Here is a 23,184-nt window from a genome sequence, read left to right as displayed (position 1 = left end):
GCGTGCCGGTAACCTTGGCGGCGGAGAGTCGATCGGACAGTCGCTGCCTGTTTTTGTTCCGCAACTTTTTGTTGTGTGAGCAGCAGGGGGAGGAAAGTCCGGGCTCCATAGGGCAGAGTGCCAGGTAACGCCTGGGAGGCGCGAGCCTACGGAAAGTGCCACAGAAAATAACCGCCTAAGCACTTCGGTGCCGGTAAGGGTGAAAAGGTGCGGTAAGAGCGCACCGCACGTCTGGCAACAGTTCGTGGCTAGGTAAACCCCACTCGGAGCAAGACCAAATAGGGTTCCATCAGGCGTGGCCCGCGTCGGAACCGGGTAGGTTGCTAGAGGCGTCCAGTGATGGCCGTCGTAGAGGAATGACTGTCCTCGACAAAACCCGGCTTACAGATCGACTCTCCACCTTTTCCTCCCCTGCTTGATTCGATAGCAGATCCTCTCTGGTAATACCGAAAAAATCTTACTCTTGATAAATCACTTTAAGTTCGAACTCCATTTGCTTGCGTGGGTTTGATTTTTCTCGTGTTTTCTCTTCCTCGGTAGTGCTTCCACATTCCCTTATCGCGCTAAATCTCGGTCCTGTAAGGCTTTTCCTTATGAACGTGCCTTGACGGTGCTGCGGGCGGATTCCTATAGTGTGCGCAAGTGGCAGAAAGTGGGATGAAGTGGGTTTTCTGGCACAAAAAAGCTAACATTGTGGGGAATCACAGCCGTGTTCCGCGGAGCCAACGCCGTCAGCCTCGATGCCAAGGGACGTCTCGCCATGCCGAGTCGGTACCGTGACGAGCTGGATTCGCGTTGCAATGGCCAGCTGATCGTGACCATTGACGCCGTTGACCCCTGCTTGTGCGTATACCCCCTCGATGAGTGGGAACAGATAGAAGCCAAGTTGCGAGCCTTGCCATCGTTGCGTGAGGAAAACCGCCGTCTGCAGCGTTTGCTGATCGGTAATGCGGTTGACCTGGAGCTCGATGGCAGTGGGCGTTTCCTGGTGCCGCCCCGCCTGCGTGAGTACGCCAAGCTCGACAAGAAGGCGATGCTGGTGGGGCAACTGAACAAATTCCAGCTGTGGGATGAAGATGCCTGGAACACGGTTTCGGCAGCCGACCTTGCAGCTATTCAACAACCGGGCGCCATGCCCGACGAATTGCGTGACCTGATCCTGTGACCATAGATAGCGGCTTCAACCACATTACCGTCCTGCTCGACGAAGCTGTCGAGGCATTGGCCCTGCGCGCCGACGGTTGCTATCTGGACGGCACCTTCGGCCGTGGCGGACACAGCCGGCTGATTCTCAGCAAGCTCGGGCCGCAAGGGCGGCTGCTGGGCTTCGACAAAGATCCACAGGCGATTGCCACGGGGCAAGCGCTGGCGGCCGAAGACGGCCGCTTTGTCATTGTGCAGCGCAGCTTTGCCGAGCTGGGTGCAGAAGTGGCCGAGCGCGGCCTGCACGGAAAGGTCAGCGGTGTACTGCTGGACCTGGGCGTGTCCTCGCCGCAACTGGATGACCCAGAGCGTGGCTTCAGTTTCCTCAATGATGGCCCGCTGGACATGCGCATGAACCCGGATCAGGGCATCAGTGCCGCCGAGTTCATCGCCACTGCGCCTGTGGAAGAAATTGCCCGTGTCTTCAAAGAGTACGGTGAAGAGCGTTTCTCCGGCCGCATGGCGCGTGCCGTGGTCGAGCGCCGCGAAAAGGAGCCGTTCACCCGCACTGCCGACCTGGCGGAAGTGCTGAAGGTTGCCAACCCGGCCTGGGAAAAAGGCAAGAACCCGGCTACCCGTGCCTTCCAGGGGCTGCGGATCCATGTCAACAACGAGCTGGGTGACCTGGAGGCTGGCCTGGAGGCCGCGCTGGATGCACTCGAGGTCGGTGGCCGCCTGGCAGTGATCAGTTTCCACTCCCTTGAGGACCGTATCGTCAAGCTGTTCATGCGCAAGCTGGTCAAGGGCGAGGCCGACAACCTGCCACGCAACCTGCCGGTACAGCACAAAGTCTTCGAGCCGAAAATCAAGCTCATCGGCAAGGCCCAGTTCGCCTCCGAAGCCGAGCTCAAGGCCAACCCACGCTCGCGTAGCGCCGTGATGCGTGTGGCGGAGAAACTGCGGTGAGCAGGCTCTTTGCCAAGCCTTTGCCAGGCGGAAGCTTCCTGATGCTTCTGCTGTTTATCGGCGTGCTGGTTTCGGCCGTCGCCGTGTCCTACAGCGCGCACTGGAACCGTCAGTTGCTCAATACCCTTTACGGCGAGTTGAATGAGCGTGACAAGGCCCAGGCCGAGTGGGGCCGGCTGATTCTGGAACAGAGCACCTGGACCGCCGCCAGCCGTATCGAAAACCTGGCTTCCGAGCAGTTGAAAATGCGCGTGCCTGCGGCTGACGAAGTGCGGATGGTGGCGCCATGATGAAGCTCGAAGGCGCACTCTACCCGTGGCGCTTCCGCGTGGTGATCGGCTTGCTGGCAATCATGGTCGGCGCTATCTGCTGGCGCATCATCGACCTGCAAGTGGTCGACCGTGACTTCCTCAAGGGGCAGGGCGATGCGCGCAGTTTGCGTCACATCCCTATCCCTGCGCACCGTGGCCTGATCACCGACCGCAACGGTGAGCCATTGGCTGTGAGTACCCCGGTCACCACCCTGTGGGCCAACCCCAAGGAAATGCAGGCGTCCAAAGACCGCTGGCCACAGCTGGCCGCAGCGCTGGGGCAAAACCCGCAGCAACTGGTCGAGCGCCTGACCCAGCAGGCCAGCAAAGAGTTCATCTACCTGGTCCGCGGCCTGACCCCGGAGCAGGGCCAGCACGTGCTCGACCTGAAAGTGCCTGGTGTGTACGGCCTGGAAGAATTCCGCCGCTTCTATCCGGCCGGCGATGTCACCGCGCACATGGTCGGCTTCACCGACCTCGACGACCACGGTCGCGAAGGGGTGGAACTGGCCTATGACGAGTGGCTGGCCGGCGTGCCCGGCAAGCGGCAGGTGATCAAGGACCGGCGTGGCCGGCTGATCAAGGACATCCAGGTAACCAAGAACGCCAAGGCCGGCAAGACCTTGGCGTTGTCGATAGACCTGCGCCTGCAGTACCTGGCTACCCGCGAGCTGCGCAACGCCATTGCCGAGCAGGACGCCAAGGCCGGCAGCCTGGTGATCATGGACGTCAAGACTGGTGAAGTCCTGGCCATGGTCAACCAGCCAACCTACAACCCGAACAACCGCCGCAGCATGTTCCCGGCAGCGATGCGCAACCGGGCAATCATCGACGTGTTCGAGCCCGGTTCCACGGTCAAGCCGATTTCCATGAGTGCGGCACTGCAAAGCGGCCGCTGGAAGCCGACCGACAAGGTCGAGGTTTACCCGGGCAGCTTGCAGATCGGCCGCTACACCATCAAGGACGTGTCGCGCAGCGAGGGCCCGATCCTCGACCTGACCGGCATCCTGATCAACTCCAGTAACGTCGGCATGAGCAAGATCGCCTTCGACATTGGTGGCGAGGCCATCTACCGCGTCATGTCCCAGGTCGGCCTGGGCCAGTACACCGGCCTTGGCTTCCCGGGTGAGCGTGTCGGCAACCTGCCCAACCACCGCGAGTGGCGCAAGGCTGAAACCGCGACCCTTTCCTATGGCTATGGCCTGTCGGTGACCGCCCTGCAGCTGGTGCATGCCTACGCGGCGCTGGCCAACGACGGCAAGATGGTGCCGCTGTCGATCATCAAGGTCGACAAGGCTCCGGAAGCTGTGCAAGCCATTCCGAAGGAAACCGCCGAAACCGTTCAGGGCATGCTGCAGCAGGTGATTGAAGCACCGCGTGGTGTGTTCCGTGCCCAGGTGCCGTTCTATCACGTGGCCGGCAAGTCCGGCACAGCGCGTAAAGCCACGGTGGGGTCCAAGGGGTACACCGAAAACGCCTACCGTTCGCTGTTCGCCGGCTTCGGGCCAATGAGCGACCCGCGCTACGCCATCGTCGTGGTCATCGACGAGCCGGGCAAGGGTGGTTACTTCGGTGGCCTGGTTTCGGCGCCGGTATTCAGCAAGGTCATGTCCGGCACCCTGCGTTTGATGAACGTACCGCCAGACAACCTGCCGCCACCGGCACCCGCCGAACAGTCGCAAGTCAATGCAGCAGCCGCCAAGGGAGGGCGTGGATGATGACAATGCCATTGAGCAAGCTTTTCGCTCACGCCAGCCGTGACCCGCTGATTCGTGAACTGACCCTGGACAGCCGCAATGTACGCCCCGGCGATCTGTTCCTGGCCGTGCCGGGCGCCAAGGTTGATGGCCGCGAACATATCGCCGATGCCTTGGCCCGTGGCGCTGCCGCCGTGGCCTATGAAGAGCAGGGCGCCAACGTGCTGCCGCTGACCGATGCGCCGCTGATTCCGGTCAAGGGCCTGATCGCCCAACTCTCGGACATCGCCGGGCGCTTCTATGGTGAGCCCAGCCGCCAGCTGAACCTGGTGGGTGTGACCGGTACCAACGGCAAGACCAGCGTTACTCAATTGGTGGCCCAGGCGCTTGATGTGCTCGGCCAGCGCTGCGGCCTTATTGGCACTTTGGGGACCGGCTTTTACGGTGAACTGCAAAGTGGTCGCCTGACCACGCCAGACCCGATTGCCGTACAGTCCACCCTTTACGACCTGAAAAAGCAGGGCGCCAAGGCCGTGGCCATGGAGGTTTCCTCTCACGCCCTGGAGCAAGGGCGTGTCGCTGCGTTGGCGTTCGACATCGCGGTCATGACCAACCTGTCCCGTGATCACCTGGATTACCACGGCAGCATGCAGGCGTATGAGGCGGCCAAGGCCAAGCTGTTCGCCTGGCCAAACCTGCGTTGCCAGGTGGTCAACCTGGATGACGACTTTGGTCGTCGCCTGGCCGAAGACTTTGCTCGCCGCCCGAGTGTCGACCTGGTCGAGACCCGGCTGCTCAGCTATAGCCTGGAAAACCCCGACGCCTCGCTGTTCTGCCGCGAGGCCGTGTTCAGTGACGATGGCGTGCGAGCCACGCTGGTGACTGCTCAGGGTGAGCGCACCCTGCGCAGCCAGCTGCTGGGCCGCTTCAACCTGAGCAACATGCTGGCCGCCGTGGCAACCCTGCTGGCGCTGGATTACGCGCTGGACGAAATCCTTGAGGTCACCCCGCGCCTGCAAGGGCCAGTAGGCCGCATGCAGCGCCTGGGTGGCGGTCAAAAACCACTGGTGGTGGTCGACTACGCGCACACCCCGGATGCCCTGGAAAAAGTGCTTGAAGCCCTGCGCCCGCATGCCCACGGCCAACTGTTGTGCCTGTTTGGCTGCGGCGGCGACCGTGATCGCGGCAAGCGCCCATTGATGGCTGAAGTGGCCGAGCGCCTGGCCGACCGTGTGCTGGTCACCGACGACAACCCGCGCACGGAAGACCCGCTGCGCATCTTCGACGACATCCGTCCCGGCTTCACCAAGCCTGAAGACGTCGAGTTCGTCGCCGGCCGTGGCGAAGCCATTGCGCACCTGATCGCCTCAGCCGCTGCCAACGACGTGATCGTGCTGGCGGGCAAGGGGCATGAGGATTATCAGGAGATCAATGGCGAGCGCCATGGCTTCTCCGACCTGACCGAAGCCGAGAAGGCCCTTGCAGCCTGGGAGGCTCCACATGCTTAAGCCGATGACACTCAGCCAGCTGACCACAGCACTGAGTGGTCAACAAGTCGGTACCGACGCCACTTTCACCGGTGTCAGCATCGACAGCCGCAGTGTCAGCGCCGGGCAGCTGTTCGTCGCCTTGGCCGGCCCGCGTTTCGATGGCCATGACTACCTGGCTGATGTCAAAGCCAAAGGCGCAGTCGCCGCCCTGGTCGAGCGTGAGGTGGCCGGTGTCGACCTGCCGCAGTTGCGGGTCAATGATTGCCGGGTAGCGCTTGGTCAGCTCGGCGCCCTGAACCGCGCCGCGTTCGATAAGCCCGTGGTGGCGATTACCGGTTCCAGTGGCAAGACCACGGTCAAGGAGATGCTTGCCAGCATCCTGCGCACCCGCGGCCTGGTGCATGCCACCCGCGGCAACCTGAACAACGACCTTGGCGCGCCGCTGACCCTGCTGGAAATCGCTCCGGAGCACAGCGCTGCAGTGATCGAGCTGGGTGCGTCGCGCATCGGTGAAATCCGCTACACCGTCGGCCTGACCAACCCTCAGGTGGTCATCATCAATAACGCAGGTACCGCCCACGTTGGCGAATTCGGTGGGCCTGAGAAGATCGTCGAAGCCAAGGGCGAAATTCTCGAAGGCCTGGGTGAGGACGGTGTCGCCATCCTCAACCTGGCCGACAAGGCGTTCGAAATCTGGCGCAAACGTGCCGGCAACCACCGCATCTTCACGTTTGCACTGGATAACCCGCAGGCCGATTTCCACGCCAGCGACATTGGTCGCGACGCGCGTGGCTGCCCGTCGTTCACCCTGCACGGGCCTGATGGCAGCGTGCAGGTACAGCTGAACCTTCTGGGTACCCATAACGTCAGCAACGCCCTGGCTGCCGCCGCTGCCGCCCATGCCGTTGGTCTGAGCCTGAACGGCATTGCCGCCGGCCTGGCTGCCGTGCAGCCGGTCAAGGGCCGCACCGTGGCGCAGGTCGCGCCGAACGGTGTGCGGGTGATCGACGACAGTTACAACGCAAATCCCACCTCCATGTGCGCGGCCATTGATATACTCGCCGGCTTTTCCGGACGCACCGTCCTGGTGCTTGGGGATATCGGCGAATTGGGGCAATGGGCGCAAGAAGGCCACCGTCAGGTGGGTGACTACGCGCGTGGCAAGGTCGACGCCCTGTACGCAGTGGGTTCCAACATGATGCATGCGGTCACGGCGTTCGGCGCCAATGGCCATCATTTCGCTACTCAAGCTGAGCTGATCGACGCTGTTCGCGCTGAAAATGCCAGCGACACCACTATCTTGATCAAGGGCTCGCGCAGCGCTGCGATGGAAAACGTCGTGGCGGCATTGTGCGGTGCCAGCGGGGAGAAACATTAATGCTGCTGCTGTTGGCCGAGTATCTGCAACAGTTCCACAAAGGCTTCGCGGTCTTCCAGTACCTGTCCCTGCGCGGGATTCTTGGTGTACTGACCGCGTTGTCCCTGGCGCTGTGGCTGGGGCCGTGGATGATCCGTACCCTGCAAATTCGCCAGATCGGCCAGGCCGTGCGTAACGACGGCCCGCAATCGCACCTGTCCAAGTCCGGCACCCCGACCATGGGTGGCGCACTGATCCTGTCGGCCATCGCCATCAGCACCCTGCTGTGGGCTGATCTGTCCAACCGCTACGTGTGGGTGGTGCTGATCGTGACCTTGGCATTCGGTGCGATCGGCTGGGTTGACGACTACCGCAAGGTGATCGAAAAGAACTCCCGTGGCCTGCCAAGCCGCTGGAAGTACTTCTGGCAGTCGGTGTTCGGGCTGGCTGCGGCCGTGTTCCTGTACAAGACGGCGCCGACCAGCGTCGAGACCACGCTGATCCTGCCGTTCATCAAGGATGTCACTATCCCGCTGGGCATTGGCTTCGTCGTGCTGACCTACTTCGTCATCGTCGGCTCCAGCAACGCGGTCAACCTTACCGATGGCCTCGACGGCCTGGCAATCATGCCGACGGTGATGGTGGGCGGCGCCCTGGGCATCTTCTGCTACCTGTCGGGTAACGTGAAGTTCGCCGAATACCTGCTGATCCCCTACGTGCCGGGCTCGGGTGAGCTGATCGTGTTCTGCGGCGCGCTGATCGGCGCCGGCCTGGGCTTCCTGTGGTTCAACACCTACCCGGCACAAGTCTTCATGGGTGACGTCGGCGCGCTGGCGCTGGGCGCCGCGCTGGGCACCATCGCCGTGATCGTCCGCCAGGAAATCGTGCTGTTCATCATGGGCGGCATCTTCGTGGTGGAAACCCTGTCGGTGGTGATCCAGGTCGCCTCCTTCAAGCTGACCGGCAAGCGCGTGTTCCGCATGGCGCCAATCCACCACCACTTTGAACTCAAGGGCTGGCCAGAGCCACGGGTGATCGTCCGCTTCTGGATCATCACCGTGATTCTGGTGCTGATCGGCCTTGCAACCCTGAAACTGAGGTAGATGAGCGTGTCTTTGATCGCTTCCGACCAATTCCGCATCGTTGTCGGCCTCGGCAAGAGCGGCATGTCCCTGGTTCGCTTCCTGGCGAGCCGGGGCATTGCCTTTGCGGTCGCCGATACCCGCGAGCAACCGCCGGAACTGGACACCCTGCGCCGTGATTACCCGCAGGTGGAAGTGCGCTGTGGTGAACTGGACGTGGACTTCCTGTGCCGCGCCAACGAGCTGTACGTGAGCCCCGGTCTGGCCTTGGCCACCCCGGCCCTGCAGCAGGCCGCCGCGCGTGGCGTGAAGCTGTCCGGTGATATCGAGCTGTTCGCCCACCACGCCAAGGCGCCGATCATTGCCATCAGCGGCTCCAACGCCAAGAGCACCGTTACCACCCTGGTCGGCGAAATGGCCGCCAAGGCAGGCAAACGTGTGGCTGTGGGCGGCAACCTCGGTACCCCGGCGCTGGACTTGCTGGCTGATGACGTCGAGCTGTACGTGCTGGAGCTGTCCAGTTTCCAACTGGAAACCACTGACCAGCTCAATGCTGAAGTGGCCACTGTGCTGAACATCAGCGAAGACCACATGGACCGCTACAGTGGCCTGCCGGCCTACCACCTGGCCAAACACCGGATTTTCCGCGGTGCCCGCCAGGTGGTGGTCAACCGCCAGGATGCCCTGAGCCGACCGTTGCCTGTGGAAGGCCGCCCATGCTGGACATTCGGCCTTAACCAGCCCGATTTCAAAGCCTTCGGCTTGCGTGAAGCAGACGGTGAAAAATACCTGGCGTTCGAGTTCCAGGCGCTGATGCCAGCACGCGAGCTGAAGGTGCGTGGCGCCCATAACCAAAGCAATGCCCTGGCAGCCTTGGCCCTGGGGCATGCGGCCGGCCTGCCGTTCGAGCCCATGCTCGAAGCCCTGCGTGAATTCGGTGGCCTGGCCCACCGTTGCCAGTGGGTACGTGAGCGTAACGGCGTGAACTGGTATGACGATTCCAAGGCCACCAACGTCGGTGCGGCCCTGGCAGCCATCGAGGGCCTGGGTGCCGATATCGAAGGCAAGTTGGTGCTGATCGCCGGTGGCGATGGCAAAGGTGCCGATTTCACTGCGCTACGCGAGCCAGTCAAGCGTTTCTGCCGCGCCGTGGTATTGCTTGGCCGTGATGCCGAGCGCCTGGCCGAGGCCTTGGGTGATGACGTGCCGCTGGTGCGGGTCAAGACCCTGGACGACGCCGTGCAGCAGTGTGCCGAGCTGGCCCAGGCGGGCGATGCGGTGTTGCTGTCGCCGGCGTGCGCCAGCCTCGACATGTTCAAGAACTTTGAAGAGCGCGGGCGCCTGTTTGCCCAGGCAGCGGGAGGTCTTGCATGATCTTCGGCATCTTCAAGCCCTACCCGTCGCCGCTGATCAGCGGCCGTGGCATCGACCTGGACTTCCCGATGCTCGCAGGCTGCCTGGCCTTGCTGGGCCTTGGCCTGGTGATGATCACCTCGGCCTCCTCGGAAGTGGCTGCGGTGCAGTCGGGCAACCCGCTTTACCACATGTTCCGCCACTTGGTGTATGTGTTCCTGGGCCTGGTTGCCTGTGGCGCGACCATGCTGGTGCCGATCGCCACCTGGCAGCGCATGGGCTTCATGATGCTGCTAGGCGCTTTCGGGCTGCTGGTACTGGTGCTGGTGCCGGGTATCGGCCGTGAAGTGAACGGTTCCATGCGCTGGATCGGCTTCAGCTTCTTCAACGTCCAGCCTTCGGAAATCGCCAAGGTGTTCGTGGTCGTCTACCTGGCGGGTTACCTGGTGCGCCGGCAGACCGAGGTGCGCGAAACCTGGATGGGCTTCTTCAAGCCGTTCATCGTGCTGCTGCCCATGGCGGCCCTGTTGCTGATGGAGCCGGACTTCGGTGCCACCGTGGTGATGATGGGCGCGGCGGCGGCCATGCTGTTCCTCGGCGGGGTTGGGTTGTTCCGCTTCAGCCTCATGGTGGTGTTGGCGGTACTGGCGGTGTTCGTGCTGGTACAGGCGCAGCCCTACCGGATGGCGCGGCTTATCACCTTTACCGACCCGTGGTCCGACCAGTTCGGTTCGGGCTACCAGCTGACCCAGGCACTGATCGCCTTCGGCCGCGGCGAGTGGCTGGGTGTTGGCCTGGGCAATAGCGTGCAGAAGCAGTTCTACCTGCCCGAAGCACACACCGACTTTGTGTTCTCGGTACTGGCCGAAGAACTGGGCGTGGTCGGCTCGCTGCTGACCATTGCACTGTTCGTGTTCGTGACCGTGCGTGCCCTGTACATCGGTCTGTGGGCCGAGAAGGCCAAGCAGTTCTTCGCCGCCTATGTGGCCTTCGGCCTGGCGTTCCTGTGGATCGGCCAGTTCCTGATCAACATCGGGGTGAACGTCGGCCTGCTGCCAACCAAGGGCCTGACGCTGCCGTTCCTCAGCTACGGGGGCAGCTCGCTGGTGATCTGTTGCGCCTGCGTGGGCCTGTTGCTGCGTATCGAGTGGGAGAGCCGCACGCACCTGGGTAGCGAAGAACACGAGTTCAGCGAAAGCGATTTTGCCGAGGAGACCAGTCATGGCCGCTGACGGCAAAAACATATTGATCATGGCGGGCGGCACCGGGGGGCATGTATTCCCGGCCCTGGCCTGCGCCCGGGAGTTCCAGGCGCGTGGTTTTACCGTGCACTGGCTGGGCACCCCGCGTGGCATCGAAAACGAACTGGTGCCCCAGGCTGGCCTGCCGCTGCACCTGATCCAGGTCAGCGGCCTGCGCGGCAAAGGCAAGCTGTCGTTGCTCAAGGCGCCGTTCACCCTGATCAAGGCGGTACTGCAGGCGCGACGCATCATTCGCCAGCTCAAGCCGGTATGCGTACTGGGCTTTGGCGGTTATGTGACTGGCCCCGGCGGTGTGGCCGCGCGGCTGTGCGGCGTGCCATTGGTGATCCACGAGCAGAACGCCCGTGCCGGTACCGCCAATCGGTTGCTGGTGCCACTGTCTGCGCGGGTCTGCGAAGCTTTCCCGAACACCTTCGAGGCGAGCGACAAGCGTCGTACCACCGGCAACCCGGTGCGCCCGGAGCTGTTCATGGATGCACAACGCGCGCCCCTGGCCCAGCGCCGAGCGCGCCTGCTGGTGCTCGGTGGCAGCCTGGGTGCGGAACCCTTGAACAAATTGTTGCCTAAGGCCCTGTCCGAAGTCCCTGCTGCGCTGCGGCCAGAGGTGTTCCACCAGGCCGGCAAGCAACACGCGCCAATCACCGCCGAGCGTTATCACGAGGCGGGCGTCGAGGCTCAGGTAGAGCCCTTCATCAAGGACATGGCCCAAGCCTATGGCTGGGCCGACATGGTGGTGTGCCGGGCCGGTGCCCTGACCGTTAGCGAGCTGGCGGCAGCGGGCCTGCCTTCGCTGCTGGTGCCATTGCCCCACGCCATCGACGATCACCAGACCCACAACGCCCAATATCTGGCCCGTGAAGGCGCTGCCTTCCTGATGCCACAAGCGACAACTGGCGCAGCGCAGCTCGCTGAACGCCTGAACGAGGTGCTGATGCAACCCGAGAAACTCACCGTAATGGCAGGCACCGCACGGCGCCTGGCCAAACCTGCTGCAACCAGCACCGTGGTCGATATCTGCCTGGAGGTGGCCCATGGTTGAGAGCCAGAAAGCCATGCCCCAGCCCAAGATGGGCCGTATCCGCCGTATTCACTTTGTCGGTATCGGCGGCGTGGGCATGTGCGGTATTGCCGAAGTGCTGCTGAACCTGGGCTATGAAGTGTCCGGTTCGGACCTGAAAGCGTCGCCGGTGACCGAGCGCCTGGAATCGTTCGGTGCCGAGATCTTCGTCGGCCACCGCGCCGAGAACGCCGCCACCGCTGATGTGCTGGTCGTGTCCAGTGCCATCAACCCGGCCAACCCGGAAGTGGCTACCGCCCTTGAGCGACGCATTCCGGTGGTGCCGCGTGCCGAGATGCTCGCCGAGCTGATGCGCTACCGTCACGGCGTGGCGGTTGCCGGTACCCACGGCAAGACCACTACCACCAGCCTGCTGGCCTCGGTGTTCGCTGCCGGTGGCCTGGACCCGACCTTTGTCATCGGTGGCCGCCTGACCGCTGCCGGTACCAATGCCCAGCTGGGCACCAGCCGCTACCTGATCGCCGAAGCAGACGAAAGCGATGCCAGCTTCCTGCACCTGCAGCCGATGGTGGCCGTGGTCACCAACATCGACGCCGATCACATGGCGACCTACGAAGGTGACTTCAACAAACTGAAGAAAACCTTCGTCGAGTTCCTGCACAACCTGCCGTTCTACGGCCTGGCGGTGATGTGCCTGGACGACCCGGTGGTGCGCGAAATCCTGCCGCAGGTGAAGCGCCCGACCGTGACTTATGGCTTCAGCGAAGAGGCAGACATCCGCGCCATCAACGTGCGCCAGCAGGGCATGCAGACCCACTTCACCGTGCTGCGCCGTGACTGCGAGCCGTTGGACGTGTCAGTGAACATGCCTGGCAACCACAACGTGCTCAACGCCCTGGCCACCATTGCCATTGCCACTGACGAAGGCATCACTGACGAGGCCATCATCCAGGGCCTGTCAGGCTTCCAGGGGGTCGGCCGACGCTTCCAGGTATACGGCGAACTGCCGGTCGAAGGCGGTAGCGTGATGCTGGTGGACGACTACGGCCATCACCCGACCGAAGTAGCTGCAGTGATCAAAGCCGTGCGTGGTGGCTGGCCTAGCCGCCGCCTGGTGATCGTTTACCAGCCGCACCGCTACAGCCGCACCCGCGACCTGTACGACGATTTCGTGCAGGTGCTGGGCGATGCCAACGTGCTGCTGCTGATGGAAGTCTACCCGGCCGGCGAAGAGCCAATCCCTGGAGCCGACAGCCGTCAGCTGTGCCACAGCATCCGTCAGCGCGGCAAACTGGACCCGATCTACATCGAGCGTGGCGCAGAACTCGCGCCGCTGGTCAAACCACTGCTGCGCGCTGGCGACATCCTCATCTGCCAGGGTGCCGGTGATGTCGGAGGCCTGGCCCCACAGTTGATGAAAAGCCCGCTGTTCGCAGGCGCCAAGCAGGAGAAGTCGAAATGACCAGCGCCTACGAAAAGCTGCACTCGACCCTGGACGTCAAGGCGTTCGGCCGTGTTGCCGTGCTGTATGGTGGCAAGAGCGCCGAGCGTGAAGTGTCGCTGAAGTCCGGCGCAGCGGTGATCCACGCGCTGACCACGGCCGGTGTCGACGTCGTTGCCATCGACGTGGGAGATGACCTGCTCGAGCGCCTGCAACGCGAGAAGATCGACCGTGCGTTCATCATCCTGCACGGCCGTGGCGGTGAAGACGGCAGCATGCAAGGCCTGCTGGAGTGCCTGGGCATCCCCTACACCGGCAGCGGCATCCTTGCCTCGGCGCTGGCCATGGACAAGCTGCGCACCAAGCAGGTGTGGCAGAGCCTGGGCATTCCGACCCCGCGTCACGCGGTGTTGGCGAGCGAAAGCGATTGTTTGTTGGCCAGTACGGAACTGGGCTTCCCGCTTATCGTCAAACCCGCCCATGAAGGCTCTAGTATCGGCATGGCCAAGGTGAACAGCGCCCAGGAACTGGTCGCCGCCTGGCAGGACGCCGCCAAATACGATTCCCAGGTACTGGTGGAGCAGTGGATCCACGGCCCGGAGTTCACCATCGCGGTCTTGCGCGGCCAGGTGCTGCCGCCGATCGCCCTGGGTACGCCGCACGTGTTCTACGACTACGACGCCAAGTACATCGCCAACGATACCCAGTACCGCATCCCGTGCGGCCTGGATAGCGTCAAGGAACAGGAACTGATCGACCTGACTGCACGTGCCTGTGATGCCATCGGCATCGAAGGCTGGGGGCGGCTGGACGTGATGCAGGACGAGCAGGGCCGGTTCTGGCTGCTCGAAGTCAACACCGCACCGGGCATGACTGATCATAGCCTGGTGCCAATGGCGGCCCGCGCGGCCGGCCTGGACTTCCAGCAACTGGTGCTGGCAATCCTGGCTGAAAGCGTGACGACGCGAGGTTAACAACCATGCAAGGCGCGATGATACGTCAGCAGCAACCCGTTACCGGCCGTAGCAAGCCGGTGCCGCGTGGTGCCAGCCGGCTGGTGGCCGACGAGCCCGTATCGGCGCGCCTGCCGCGGCCAAGCCTGGGAGGCCTCAAGCGCCTGCTGTGGCCGGTGCTGCTGGTGGCGGCCGGCTTTGGTGCCTATGAGGGCGCCATTCGCCTGATGCCGTATGCCGATCGGCCGATCACCAAGATCGACGTGCAGGGCGACCTCAGCTACATCAGCCAGCAGTCGGTGCAGCAGCGCATCGCACCGTACGTGGCGGCGAGCTTCTTCAGCGTCGACCTGCCGGCGATGCGTGCGGAGCTCGAGCAGATGCCATGGATCGCTCACGCCGAAGTGCGCCGGGTGTGGCCTGACGAGGTGGTGATCCGCCTGGAAGAACAGCTGCCGGTGGCGCGCTGGGGCGACGAAGCCTTGCTCAACAACCAGGGCCAGGCCTTCACCCCGCGCGAACTGGCCAACTACGAGCACCTGCCGCAGCTGGCTGGGCCGCAGCGTGCTCAGCAACAAGTCATGCAGCAGTATCAGGTATTGAGCCAGATGCTGCGCCCCCTGGGCTTTTCCATCGCTCGCCTGGAGCTGCGCGAGCGGGGCAGCTGGTTCCTGACTACCGGTGCGAGCAGCGCCGGGCCCGGTATCGAGCTGCTGTTGGGGCGCGACCATCTGGTGGAGAAGATGCGCCGTTTCATTGCCATTTACGACAAGACACTCAAAGACCAGATCACCACTATCGCCCGCATTGATCTGCGTTATTCCAACGGACTTGCCGTTGGTTGGCGGGAACCGATTGCACCGACGACGGCCCAACCCGCCGTTGCGAAGAATTAGAGAGAGGCAGGACCATGGCAAACGCGCATAGCGGCAAAATGATCGTCGGGCTGGACATTGGCACCTCCAAGGTGGTGGCGCTGGTGGGCGAAGTGGGCGAAGACGGCACCCTGGAAATCGTCGGGATCGGCACCCATCCGTCCCGCGGCCTGAAGAAAGGCGTGGTGGTGAACATCGAGTCCACCGTGCAGTCGATCCAGCGCGCCGTCGAAGAAGCGCAGCTGATGGCCGGCTGCCGCATCCACTCGGCTTTCGTCGGGGTGGCCGGCAACCACATCCGCAGCCTGAACTCCCACGGCATCGTCGCCATCCGCGACCGCGAGGTCAGCCTGGCCGACCTGGAGCGTGTACTCGACGCTGCCCAGGCTGTGGCGATTCCGGCCGACCAGCGCGTGTTGCACACCCTGCCGCAGGACTACGTGATCGACAACCAGGAAGGCGTGCGCGAACCGCTGGGCATGTCTGGCGTGCGTCTGGAAGCCAAGGTCCACGTGGTCACTTGCGCAGTCAACGCGGCGCAGAACATCGAGAAGTGCGTACGCCGCTGCGGCCTGGAAATTGACGACATCATCCTTGAGCAGCTGGCCTCGGCCTACTCGGTGCTGACCGACGATGAAAAAGAGCTGGGTGTTTGCCTGGTGGACATCGGTGGCGGTACCACCGACATCGCCATCTTCACCGAAGGCGCCATCCGTCACACCGCGGTCATCCCGATTGCCGGCGACCAGGTGACCAACGACATCGCCATGGCCCTGCGTACCCCTACCCAGTACGCCGAAGAAATCAAGATCCGCTACGCCTGTGCCCTGGCCAAACTGGCTGGCGCCGGCGAAACCATCAAGGTGCCGAGCGTGGGCGACCGCCCACCGCGCGAGCTGTCGCGTCAGGCGTTGGCTGAAGTGGTAGAGCCACGTTACGACGAGCTCTTCACCCTGATTCAGGCCGAACTGCGCCGCAGCGGCTACGAAGACCTGGTGCCAGCCGGCATCGTACTCACCGGTGGCACCGCGAAGATGGAAGGTGCCGTGGAACTGGCCGAGGAAATCTTCCACATGCCGGTACGCCTGGGTGTACCGCACAGCGTTCGGGGGCTGAGCGACGTGGTTCGCAACCCGATCTATTCCACCGGCGTGGGCTTGCTCACTTACGGTCTGCTGAAGCAGTCCGAGGACCTGATCCTGACCGGTAACACAAACAGCAGCAACAACAGCTATGGCGATGAACCGAAGGCCCCAGTGCTTGAGCGCTTCAAGAAGTGGGTCCAGGGCAACTTCTAAGTTTCAAAGCAGTAGTGGTAGGCGCAACAACTAGAGAACTGTAAGGAGAGGGAAAATGTTCGAGCTCGTAGACAACGTCCCGCAAAGCCCGGTCATCAAGGTGATCGGCGTTGGTGGTGGTGGCGGCAACGCCGTCAACCACATGGTCAAGAGCAGCATCGAGGGCGTGGAATTCATCTGCGCCAACACCGATGCCCAGGCGCTGAAAAGCATTGGCGCGCGCACCATCCTGCAATTGGGCACTGGCGTGACCAAGGGCCTGGGTGCCGGTGCCAATCCGGAAGTGGGCCGTCAGGCTGCGCTGGAAGACCGTGAGCGCATCGCTGAGGTACTGCAGGGCACCAACATGGTGTTCATCACCACTGGCATGGGTGGCGGTACCGGTACCGGTGCAGCGCCGATCATTGCCGAAGTGGCCAAGGAAATGGGCATTCTCACCGTAGCCGTGGTGACCCGTCCGTTCCCGTTCGAAGGCCGCAAACGTATGCAGATCGCCGATGAAGGCATCCGCATGCTGGCTGAAAGCGTCGACTCGTTGATCACCATTCCCAACGAGAAACTGCTGACCATCCTGGGCAAGGATGCCAGCTTGCTGTCTGCCTTTGCCAAGGCCGACGATGTGCTGGCCGGTGCCGTTCGCGGCATCTCCGACATCATCAAACGCCCAGGCATGATCAACGTCGACTTCGCCGACGTGCGTACGGTGATGGGCGAAATGGGCATGGCAATGATGGGTACTGGCTGTGCCAGCGGCCCGAACCGCGCCCGTGAAGCCACCGAAGCGGCGATCCGCAACCCATTGCTGGAAGACGTCAACCTGCAGGGCGCCCGTGGCATCCTGGTGAACATCACCGCAGGTCCGGACCTGTCGCTGGGTGAGTACTCCGATGTGGGTAGCATCATCGAAGCCTTCGCCTCTGACCACGCCATGGTCAAGGTCGGCACCGTGATCGACCCGGACATGCGCGACGAGCTGCACGTTACCGTTGTGGCCACTGGCCTGGGCGCGCGCATCGAGAAGCCGGTCAAAGTGGTCGACAACACCCTGCAGACCGCCCAGCAGGCATACGAGGCGTCCAATCCTGCGCCGGTACGCCAGGAGCAGCCAGCGGTCAACTACCGTGACCTGGAGCGCCCGACCGTGATGCGCAATCAGGCCCATGCAGGTGCTGCTGCAGCCGCTAAACTGAACCCTCAGGATGACCTGGACTACCTTGATATCCCGGCTTTCCTGCGTCGTCAGGCTGATTAATGGAATTTATCAGGGGTATAAAGGTGATTGGTATTCATCAAAGGTTGGGTCTGTTATCATCCCCAGCCTTTGTTGATACCTGTTCGCAATTTGCGCTGAAGCGGCCAATGCCATGATTAAACAACGCACCCTGAAGAATACCATCCGTGCCACAGGTATCGGTCTGCACTCTGGGGAGAAGGTTTACCTGACCCTCAAGCCCGCACCTGTTGACACCGGCATCGTCTTCCGCCGCGCCGACCTTGACCCTGTGGTCGAGATCCCTGCGCGTGCGGCCAACGTCGGCGAGACAACCATGTCGACGACGCTGGTCAACGGTGACGTCAAGGTCGATACGGTCGAGCACCTGCTCTCCGCCATGGCGGGCCTGGGCATCGATAACGCCTACGTCGAGCTCTCCGCCTCGGAAGTGCCGATCATGGATGGCAGCGCCGGACCCTTTGTATTCCTGATTCAGTCTGCCGGCCTGGAAGAGCAGGACGCAGCCAAGAAGTTCATCCGCATCCTGCGTGAGGTAACCGTGGAAGAGGGCGACAAGCGCGCCACGTTCCTGCCTTTCGAAGGGTTCAAGGTGAGCTTCGAGATCGACTTCGATCACCCGGTGCTTCGCAACCGGACCCAGAGCGCCAGCGTCGACTTCTCCAGCACCTCGTTTGTGAAAGAAGTCAGCCGCGCGCGTACTTTCGGCTTCATGCGTGACATCGAGTACCTGCGCAAGCACAACCTTGCATTGGGTGGCAGTGTCGAGAACGCCATCGTGGTCGATGAGGACGGCGTGCTCAACGAGGACGGCCTTCGTTACGAAGACGAATTCGTAAAGCACAAGATCCTCGACGCCATTGGCGACCTTTACCTGCTGGGCAACAGCCTGATTGGCGAGTTCAAGGGCTTCAAGTCCGGCCACGCGCTGAACAACCAGCTGTTGCGCAAGCTGATTGCTGAAACCGATGCCTGGGAAGTGGTCACGTTCGAAGATGCCAGCACGGCACCGATCTCTTATATGCGCCCTGTTGCGGCCGTGTAAGTTCGAGCACTCTCTCTAGTGATTAAGGCCACCCTCGGGTGGCCTTTTTTATTCGCTGAGTTCCCCAAGCGTGCTTGGGGTTATGCGTCGTGGCTATCTCTGTCGTAGGCACTCAGGACAGCATGGGTTTTCAGCAGGATGAAATCGATGTAACTGTGGTCTGTCGAGGTGCACTCCACGCGTGTGATTGGCTTGCCGTACGGCGACCGGAAACTCACCAGAAAGTGCTTAGGTGTGCCGTCGCTCGCCAAGTTGATCGTTTTCAGCGGGTCTGGCTCAGTCGAGGTGAAGAAACTCACGGACCCCTCGTAATGAATCAGGCTCCAGGCGAACTGCATGTACCCGTACTCACCGTTCAGATCCAGTGCGATTTTATTGCTGTCGGAACTTTGGCCTTTGGAAAGTACAATTGCCTTTCCCTCAGCCATGTTTTCGACGGTTTCATTGACTTTCTCAATGCCTGTTTTAGAGCCATAATTGCTACTAAGATGGTGCAGCGTAAAATGCGGAAGTACGAGTGATTGCCCGGGTAGAATGAGCTGCTCGCCAGGTTGCTCCTCGAAATTGATATGCAGTACGTGCGGGTAAATGCGGATATCGTCGAAAGCGAAATGCACATGCGTATTGTCAGGCTCGAAACTGCCAAGTGTCAGGGTATGAGTCGGGGATGTCGCGCGGAAGTCGACAACGAAACGTTGCCAGTCCTGGTGGTTTTCAAGCTTTGAGCGATGCTGGACAGTATCGTCTATGTACCAGGTGAGGTGTGGGACGGGGTCCTTGGGGAATCGCTTGACACGCAAGCTGATAGAGTAGAGGTGTCCCTGGACCAGACCGCTTATCGTCTTCTGGATCAGCAGCACGCCATCGTGTCGGGGAAGCGGTGGGAGGTTTGGCGGCGAGTCATATTCAACATAAATGTTGCTTTGATTTGCGGTGTTGAATGTTAATGAGTGTCCGCTGCGTATTGCGTTCCAGCCGTTGTATGCCTTGTCAGTGAAAGTTGTATGTTCGCTATAGTCAGTCGTGGGCAGGGTCATGATGCAGTTCCTGGGTTAAGAACGCTCAATAAACCATCTCCAAAACCTACCGGCTACTGGTAAAATTGTCAGTCTTAAAGTGCAGGTTTTTTAGCTTGTTTTATTCTGAAGGCTTTTTTTTGCGCGAAGCATTGTTAGCCAAACGCTCCAATGCGGCGCGCAGCTTCTCGTCGGTAATGCCTTCAGCGGAACCGCGAATACTCTGCGCGGCATTGGCCGACAGCTCGGTGGTGTTTAGGCCACGCTTGGCCGGCACCAGCGGTGGCTGCACCTTGAACAGGATGCGCCTGAGGTTGCCGAACGCCTCCATGGCCTGCAATGCCGCCAGCAGGCGCTTCTGCTGGTAGCGCAGGCGGGTTGCCCAATGGCCGTCGGTCACAACCAGCAGCAAGGTGCCATCGCGCCATGACGCGACATGGCAGTGCTCGCGGGCAGCGGGTTGCAGCTGGCTTTCCAGCAGGCGTTGCAGGTGCTCCAGGCGCTCGGCCTGGTTCAGCAGCAGGCGCAGCGGGCGGACCTGGCGCAGCAGTGCGGAGGGCGGCTGGGCAGGGGAGGGTTTGTAGGCCATGGGACTGTGCATGAGGTTCAAGGTCAGCAGTTTAACACCTCTGTAGCCGGTGCCGGCCTCTTCACGGGCTTGCCCGCTATTACAGGCATTCCCCAGTGCAGGCCAGATAAGACCAATTCTCGATAGCTTTCATGTTGCCAAGCCTTGAACTCACGGAGAATGCCCCTATCTAAGACAAGCCCCTGCCAAAACGCTGTAATAGCATCGTGGAAATCCACCACTTTCCTCACCATCGTTTCCGGGTAGAATGCTCGTTCGCATGCGGCCTCAGGGCTGCACGGGCGACTCATGGGGCCGCCCTCCATCCCTACGTGTGGAAGATCCTGCCGATATGTTTGCGCCTTTGTTAAAAAAACTTTTTGGAAGCAAGAACGAGCGTGAAGTGAAACGCATGCTCAAGACGGTGAGTATCGTCAATGCCTTCGAAGAGAAGATGGTGGCCCTCTCCGACGAGCAACTGCGGGGCAAGACCGCAGAGTTCAAGGAGCGCCTGGCCAAAGGCGAGACACTGGACCAATTGCTGCCTGAAGCTTTCGCCGTGGCCCGAGAGGCCGGCAAGCGTGTGATGGGCATGCGCCACTTCGATGTGCAGCTCATCGGTGGCATGACCCTGCACGAGGGCATGATCGCAGAAATGCGCACCGGTGAAGGCAAGACCTTGGTCGGTACCCTGGCCGTGTACCTGAACGCACTGTCCGGCAAGGGCGTGCACGTGGTCACCGTCAACGACTACCTGGCCCGCCGTGACGCCAACTGGATGCGTCCGCTGTACGAGTTCCTCGGCCTGTCGGTCGGTATCGTCTCGGCCTTCCAGCCGCCAGAAGAAAAGCGTGCCGCCTATGCGTCCGACATTACCTACGGCACCAACAACGAATTCGGGTTTGACTACCTGCGCGACAACATGGCGTTCAGCCAGGAAGAGAAGTTCCAGCGTGAGCTGAACTTCGCCGTGATCGACGAAGTCGACTCCATCCTCATCGACGAAGCACGCACCCCGCTGATCATCTCCGGCCAGGCTGAGGACAGCTCCAAGCTGTACATCGAGATCAACCGCCTGATCCCGCGCCTGACCCAGCATATCGAAGAAGTGGAAGGCCAGGTCACCCAGGAAGGCCACTTCACCATCGACGAGAAGAGCCGCCAGGTCGAGCTCAACGAAGCCGGTCACCAGTTCATCGAAGAAATGCTCACCCAGGCCGGCCTGCTGGCCGAGGGCGAGAGCCTGTACTCCGCGCACAACCTGGGCCTGCTGACCCACGTTTACGCTGGCCTGCGCGCGCACAAGCTGTTCCACCGCAACGTCGAGTACATCGTCCAGGACGGCCAGGTCCTGCTGATTGACGAGCACACCGGCCGCACCATGCCGGGCCGTCGCCTGTCCGAGGGCCTGCACCAGGCCATCGAGGCAAAAGAAAACCTGAATATCCAGGCCGAGAGCCAGACCCTGGCTTCGACCACCTTCCAGAACTACTTCCGCCTGTACACCAAGCTGTCCGGCATGACCGGTACCGCCGACACCGAAGCGTTCGAGTTCCAGTCCATCTACGGCCTCAACGTGATGGTGATCCCGCCGAACAAGCCGCTGGCACGTAAAGACTTCAACGACCTGGTGTACCTGACCGCCGACGAGAAATACGCCGCGATCATTGCCGACATCAAAGAAAGCATGACCCAGGGCCGCCCGGTGTTGGTGGGTACTGCGACCATCGAAACCTCCGAGCACATGTCGAACCTGTTGCTCAAGGAAGGTATCGAGCACAAGGTCCTGAACGCCAAGTACCACGAGAAGGAAGCCGAGATCATCGCGCAGGCTGGTGCTCCAGGCGCACTGACCATCGCCACCAACATGGCCGGCCGTGGTACCGACATCCTGTTGGGTGGTAACTGGGAAGCCGAAGTGGCCACCCTTGAAAACCCGACCGCCGAACAGATCGCCCAGATCAAGTCCGACTGGCAGAAGCGTCACCAGCAAGTGATCGAGTCGGGCGGCTTGCACGTGATCGCCTCCGAGCGCCATGAGTCGCGCCGTATCGACAACCAGCTGCGTGGCCGTTCGGGCCGTCAGGGTGACCCGGGCTCCAGCCGCTTCTACCTGTCGCTGGAAGACAGCCTGATGCGCATCTTCGCCTCTGACCGGGTGAAGAACTTCATGAAGGCACTGGGCATGCAGTCGGGCGAGGCCATCGAACACCGCATGGTCACCAACGCGATCGAGAAAGCCCAGCGCAAGGTTGAAGGCCGCAACTTCGACATCCGTAAGCAATTGCTCGAATACGACGACGTGGCCAACGAACAGCGCAAGGTGATCTACCACATGCGCAACAGCCTGCTGGCCGCCGAGAACATCGGCGACACCATCGTCGAATTCCGCAAGGAAGTGCTGGACGCTACCATCAGCCAGCACATCCCGCCGCAGTCGCTGCCAGAGCAGTGGGATGTGGCCGGTCTGGAAGCCTCGCTGGCCAGCGATTTCGCCATGAAACTGCCGATCCAGCAGTGGCTCGACGAGGACGATCACCTCTACGAGGAAACCCTGCGCGAGAAGCTGCTGAACGAGATCACCACTGCCTACACCGAGAAGGAAGACCAGGCCGGTATCGAAGCCCTGCGTACCTTCGAGAAGCAGATCCTGCTGCGCGTGCTGGACGACCTGTGGAAAGACCACCTGTCGACCATGGACCACCTGCGCCACGGTATTCACCTGCGTGGCTATGCGCAGAAGAACCCGAAGCAGGAGTACAAGCGCGAGTCGTTCAGCCTGTTCCAGGAGCTGCTCGAGTCGATCAAGCGCGACACCATCCGCGTGCTGTCGCACGTTCAGGTTCGCCGCGAAGATCCGATCGAGGAGGAAGCACGCCTTCGCCGCGAGGCCGAGGAACTGGCCAGCCGCATGCAGTTCCAGCATGCCCCTGCCCCAGGGTTGGAAAGCGAGCAACTGAGCGAGGAGGGCGCCGAAGTGGCGGTGGCCGCAGCGCCAGTGCGTAACGACCAGAAACTGGGCCGCAACGAGCCGTGCTGGTGTGGTTCGGGCAAGAAGTTCAAGCATTGCCACGGGCA

General features: G+C 61.8%; 19 protein-coding genes and 1 other RNA gene. 18 read left to right on the top strand and 2 right to left on the bottom strand.

The features are described 5' to 3' along the window. The first annotated feature begins 24 nt into the window (after positions 1 to 24). The 17 genes from rnpB to lpxC all read left to right on the top strand — a co-directional run bounded on the left by rnpB (position 25) and on the right by lpxC (position 18,522). Positions 25 to 400: RNase P RNA component class A (gene rnpB / locus ACK1VC_RS23365), an RNA gene on the top strand. Positions 401 to 709: 309 nt separating this feature from the next. Continuing rightward, positions 710 to 1,165, top strand: a complete 456-nt coding sequence (gene mraZ / locus ACK1VC_RS23360; protein WP_019439042.1) for a division/cell wall cluster transcriptional repressor MraZ — start codon at positions 710 to 712, stop codon at positions 1,163 to 1,165. Further along, on the top strand, positions 1,162 to 2,109 hold the full coding sequence (gene rsmH, locus ACK1VC_RS23355; protein WP_016488970.1) for a 16S rRNA (cytosine(1402)-N(4))-methyltransferase RsmH: 948 nt from the start codon (positions 1,162 to 1,164) through the stop codon (positions 2,107 to 2,109). The genes mraZ and rsmH overlap by 4 nt, the downstream gene beginning before the upstream one ends. Next, positions 2,106 to 2,399, top strand: coding sequence for a cell division protein FtsL (gene ftsL, locus ACK1VC_RS23350; RefSeq protein WP_016488969.1), 294 nt, complete (start codon positions 2,106 to 2,108; stop codon positions 2,397 to 2,399). The genes rsmH and ftsL overlap by 4 nt, the downstream gene beginning before the upstream one ends. Continuing rightward, entirely contained in the window at positions 2,399 to 4,138 is a 1,740-nt protein-coding gene (locus ACK1VC_RS23345) for a peptidoglycan D,D-transpeptidase FtsI family protein (protein ID WP_161775544.1), read from the top strand. Before ftsL ends, ACK1VC_RS23345 begins: the two co-directional genes overlap by 1 nt. Next, complete coding sequence (locus ACK1VC_RS23340; protein ID WP_411911048.1) at positions 4,135 to 5,625, top strand: UDP-N-acetylmuramoyl-L-alanyl-D-glutamate--2,6-diaminopimelate ligase; 1,491 nt, start codon at positions 4,135 to 4,137, stop codon at positions 5,623 to 5,625. Before ACK1VC_RS23345 ends, ACK1VC_RS23340 begins: the two co-directional genes overlap by 4 nt. Further along, positions 5,618 to 6,985: a UDP-N-acetylmuramoyl-tripeptide--D-alanyl-D-alanine ligase gene (locus ACK1VC_RS23335; RefSeq protein WP_191086949.1), complete on the top strand. Its 1,368-nt coding sequence runs from the start codon at positions 5,618 to 5,620 to the stop codon at positions 6,983 to 6,985. Before ACK1VC_RS23340 ends, ACK1VC_RS23335 begins: the two co-directional genes overlap by 8 nt. Then, on the top strand, positions 6,985 to 8,067 hold the full coding sequence (gene mraY / locus ACK1VC_RS23330) for a phospho-N-acetylmuramoyl-pentapeptide-transferase (RefSeq protein ID WP_016488965.1): 1,083 nt from the start codon (positions 6,985 to 6,987) through the stop codon (positions 8,065 to 8,067). The genes ACK1VC_RS23335 and mraY overlap by 1 nt, the downstream gene beginning before the upstream one ends. Positions 8,068 to 8,073: 6 nt before the next feature. Then, a complete protein-coding gene (murD, locus tag ACK1VC_RS23325; RefSeq protein WP_095116137.1) occupies positions 8,074 to 9,420 on the top strand; it encodes a UDP-N-acetylmuramoyl-L-alanine--D-glutamate ligase in 1,347 nt (448 codons plus the stop codon). Beyond that, positions 9,417 to 10,631: a putative lipid II flippase FtsW gene (ftsW, locus tag ACK1VC_RS23320; protein ID WP_016488963.1), complete on the top strand. Its 1,215-nt coding sequence runs from the start codon at positions 9,417 to 9,419 to the stop codon at positions 10,629 to 10,631. The genes murD and ftsW overlap by 4 nt, the downstream gene beginning before the upstream one ends. Beyond that, the gene (gene murG, locus ACK1VC_RS23315; protein ID WP_016488962.1) at positions 10,621 to 11,700 is read left to right on the top strand and encodes an undecaprenyldiphospho-muramoylpentapeptide beta-N-acetylglucosaminyltransferase; all 1,080 of its coding nucleotides are present in this window, start codon (positions 10,621 to 10,623) and stop codon (positions 11,698 to 11,700) included. The genes ftsW and murG overlap by 11 nt, the downstream gene beginning before the upstream one ends. Further along, entirely contained in the window at positions 11,693 to 13,141 is a 1,449-nt protein-coding gene (gene murC / locus ACK1VC_RS23310; RefSeq protein WP_016488961.1) for a UDP-N-acetylmuramate--L-alanine ligase, read from the top strand. The genes murG and murC overlap by 8 nt, the downstream gene beginning before the upstream one ends. Then, positions 13,138 to 14,094 (top strand): D-alanine--D-alanine ligase, encoded by a 957-nt coding sequence (locus ACK1VC_RS23305; protein WP_016488960.1) that lies wholly within the window; start codon positions 13,138 to 13,140, stop codon positions 14,092 to 14,094. The genes murC and ACK1VC_RS23305 overlap by 4 nt, the downstream gene beginning before the upstream one ends. Positions 14,095 to 14,099: 5 nt before the next feature. Then, positions 14,100 to 14,969, top strand: coding sequence for a cell division protein FtsQ/DivIB (locus ACK1VC_RS23300; protein WP_012274056.1), 870 nt, complete (start codon positions 14,100 to 14,102; stop codon positions 14,967 to 14,969). Between the two features lie 14 nt (positions 14,970 to 14,983). Beyond that, positions 14,984 to 16,246: a cell division protein FtsA gene (gene ftsA / locus ACK1VC_RS23295; protein WP_016488959.1), complete on the top strand. Its 1,263-nt coding sequence runs from the start codon at positions 14,984 to 14,986 to the stop codon at positions 16,244 to 16,246. 55 nt (positions 16,247 to 16,301) lie between these two features. Beyond that, complete coding sequence (gene ftsZ / locus ACK1VC_RS23290) at positions 16,302 to 17,498, top strand: cell division protein FtsZ (RefSeq protein WP_016488958.1); 1,197 nt, start codon at positions 16,302 to 16,304, stop codon at positions 17,496 to 17,498. A gap of 112 nt (positions 17,499 to 17,610) precedes the next feature. Then, complete coding sequence (gene lpxC, locus ACK1VC_RS23285) at positions 17,611 to 18,522, top strand: UDP-3-O-acyl-N-acetylglucosamine deacetylase (protein ID WP_016488957.1); 912 nt, start codon at positions 17,611 to 17,613, stop codon at positions 18,520 to 18,522. Positions 18,523 to 18,602: 80 nt separating this feature from the next. Here the strand turns inward: lpxC and ACK1VC_RS23280 are convergent, their stop codons facing one another. Both ACK1VC_RS23280 and ACK1VC_RS23275 read right to left on the bottom strand, forming a co-directional pair. Then, a complete protein-coding gene (locus tag ACK1VC_RS23280) occupies positions 18,603 to 19,559 on the bottom strand; it encodes a hypothetical protein (protein ID WP_016488956.1) in 957 nt (318 codons plus the stop codon). A 100-nt stretch (positions 19,560 to 19,659) separates the two neighbouring features. Beyond that, entirely contained in the window at positions 19,660 to 20,127 is a 468-nt protein-coding gene (locus tag ACK1VC_RS23275) for a DUF721 domain-containing protein (RefSeq protein WP_023048838.1), read from the bottom strand. A 331-nt stretch (positions 20,128 to 20,458) separates the two neighbouring features. On the opposite strand from ACK1VC_RS23275, the gene secA reads away from it, so the two are divergent. After that, positions 20,459 to 23,184 (top strand): preprotein translocase subunit SecA (secA, locus tag ACK1VC_RS23270; RefSeq protein ID WP_449118054.1); only part of this gene is annotated, 2,726 nt, incomplete at its 3' end.

The sequence above is a fragment of the Pseudomonas sp. XP2 genome (assembly GCF_053557975.1).
Note: the sequence above shows the minus strand (reverse complement) of the source record. Positions and strands in the feature narration are given on the sequence as shown.

Bases quoted from the DNA above. Each gene is read 5' to 3' on its own strand.
- ACK1VC_RS23340 (WP_411911048.1), top strand. From the start codon at position 4,135: ATGATGACAATGCCATTGAGCAAGCTTTTCGCTCACGCCAGCCGTGAC.
- ftsA (WP_016488959.1), top strand. From the start codon at position 14,984: ATGGCAAACGCGCATAGCGGCAAAATGATCGTCGGGCTGGACATTGGC.
- ACK1VC_RS23345 (WP_161775544.1), top strand. From the start codon at position 2,399: ATGAAGCTCGAAGGCGCACTCTACCCGTGGCGCTTCCGCGTGGTGATC.
- mraY (WP_016488965.1), top strand. From the start codon at position 6,985: ATGCTGCTGCTGTTGGCCGAGTATCTGCAACAGTTCCACAAAGGCTTC.
- lpxC (WP_016488957.1), top strand. From the start codon at position 17,611: ATGATTAAACAACGCACCCTGAAGAATACCATCCGTGCCACAGGTATC.
- murG (WP_016488962.1), top strand. From the start codon at position 10,621: ATGGCCGCTGACGGCAAAAACATATTGATCATGGCGGGCGGCACCGGG.
- ACK1VC_RS23305 (WP_016488960.1), top strand. From the start codon at position 13,138: ATGACCAGCGCCTACGAAAAGCTGCACTCGACCCTGGACGTCAAGGCG.
- ACK1VC_RS23335 (WP_191086949.1), top strand. From the start codon at position 5,618: ATGCTTAAGCCGATGACACTCAGCCAGCTGACCACAGCACTGAGTGGT.
- ftsZ (WP_016488958.1), top strand. From the start codon at position 16,302: ATGTTCGAGCTCGTAGACAACGTCCCGCAAAGCCCGGTCATCAAGGTG.
- ACK1VC_RS23300 (WP_012274056.1), top strand. From the start codon at position 14,100: ATGCAAGGCGCGATGATACGTCAGCAGCAACCCGTTACCGGCCGTAGC.
- ACK1VC_RS23280 (WP_016488956.1), bottom strand. From the start codon at position 19,559: ATGACCCTGCCCACGACTGACTATAGCGAACATACAACTTTCACTGAC.
- murC (WP_016488961.1), top strand. From the start codon at position 11,693: ATGGTTGAGAGCCAGAAAGCCATGCCCCAGCCCAAGATGGGCCGTATC.
- ACK1VC_RS23275 (WP_023048838.1), bottom strand. From the start codon at position 20,127: ATGGCCTACAAACCCTCCCCTGCCCAGCCGCCCTCCGCACTGCTGCGC.
- ftsW (WP_016488963.1), top strand. From the start codon at position 9,417: ATGATCTTCGGCATCTTCAAGCCCTACCCGTCGCCGCTGATCAGCGGC.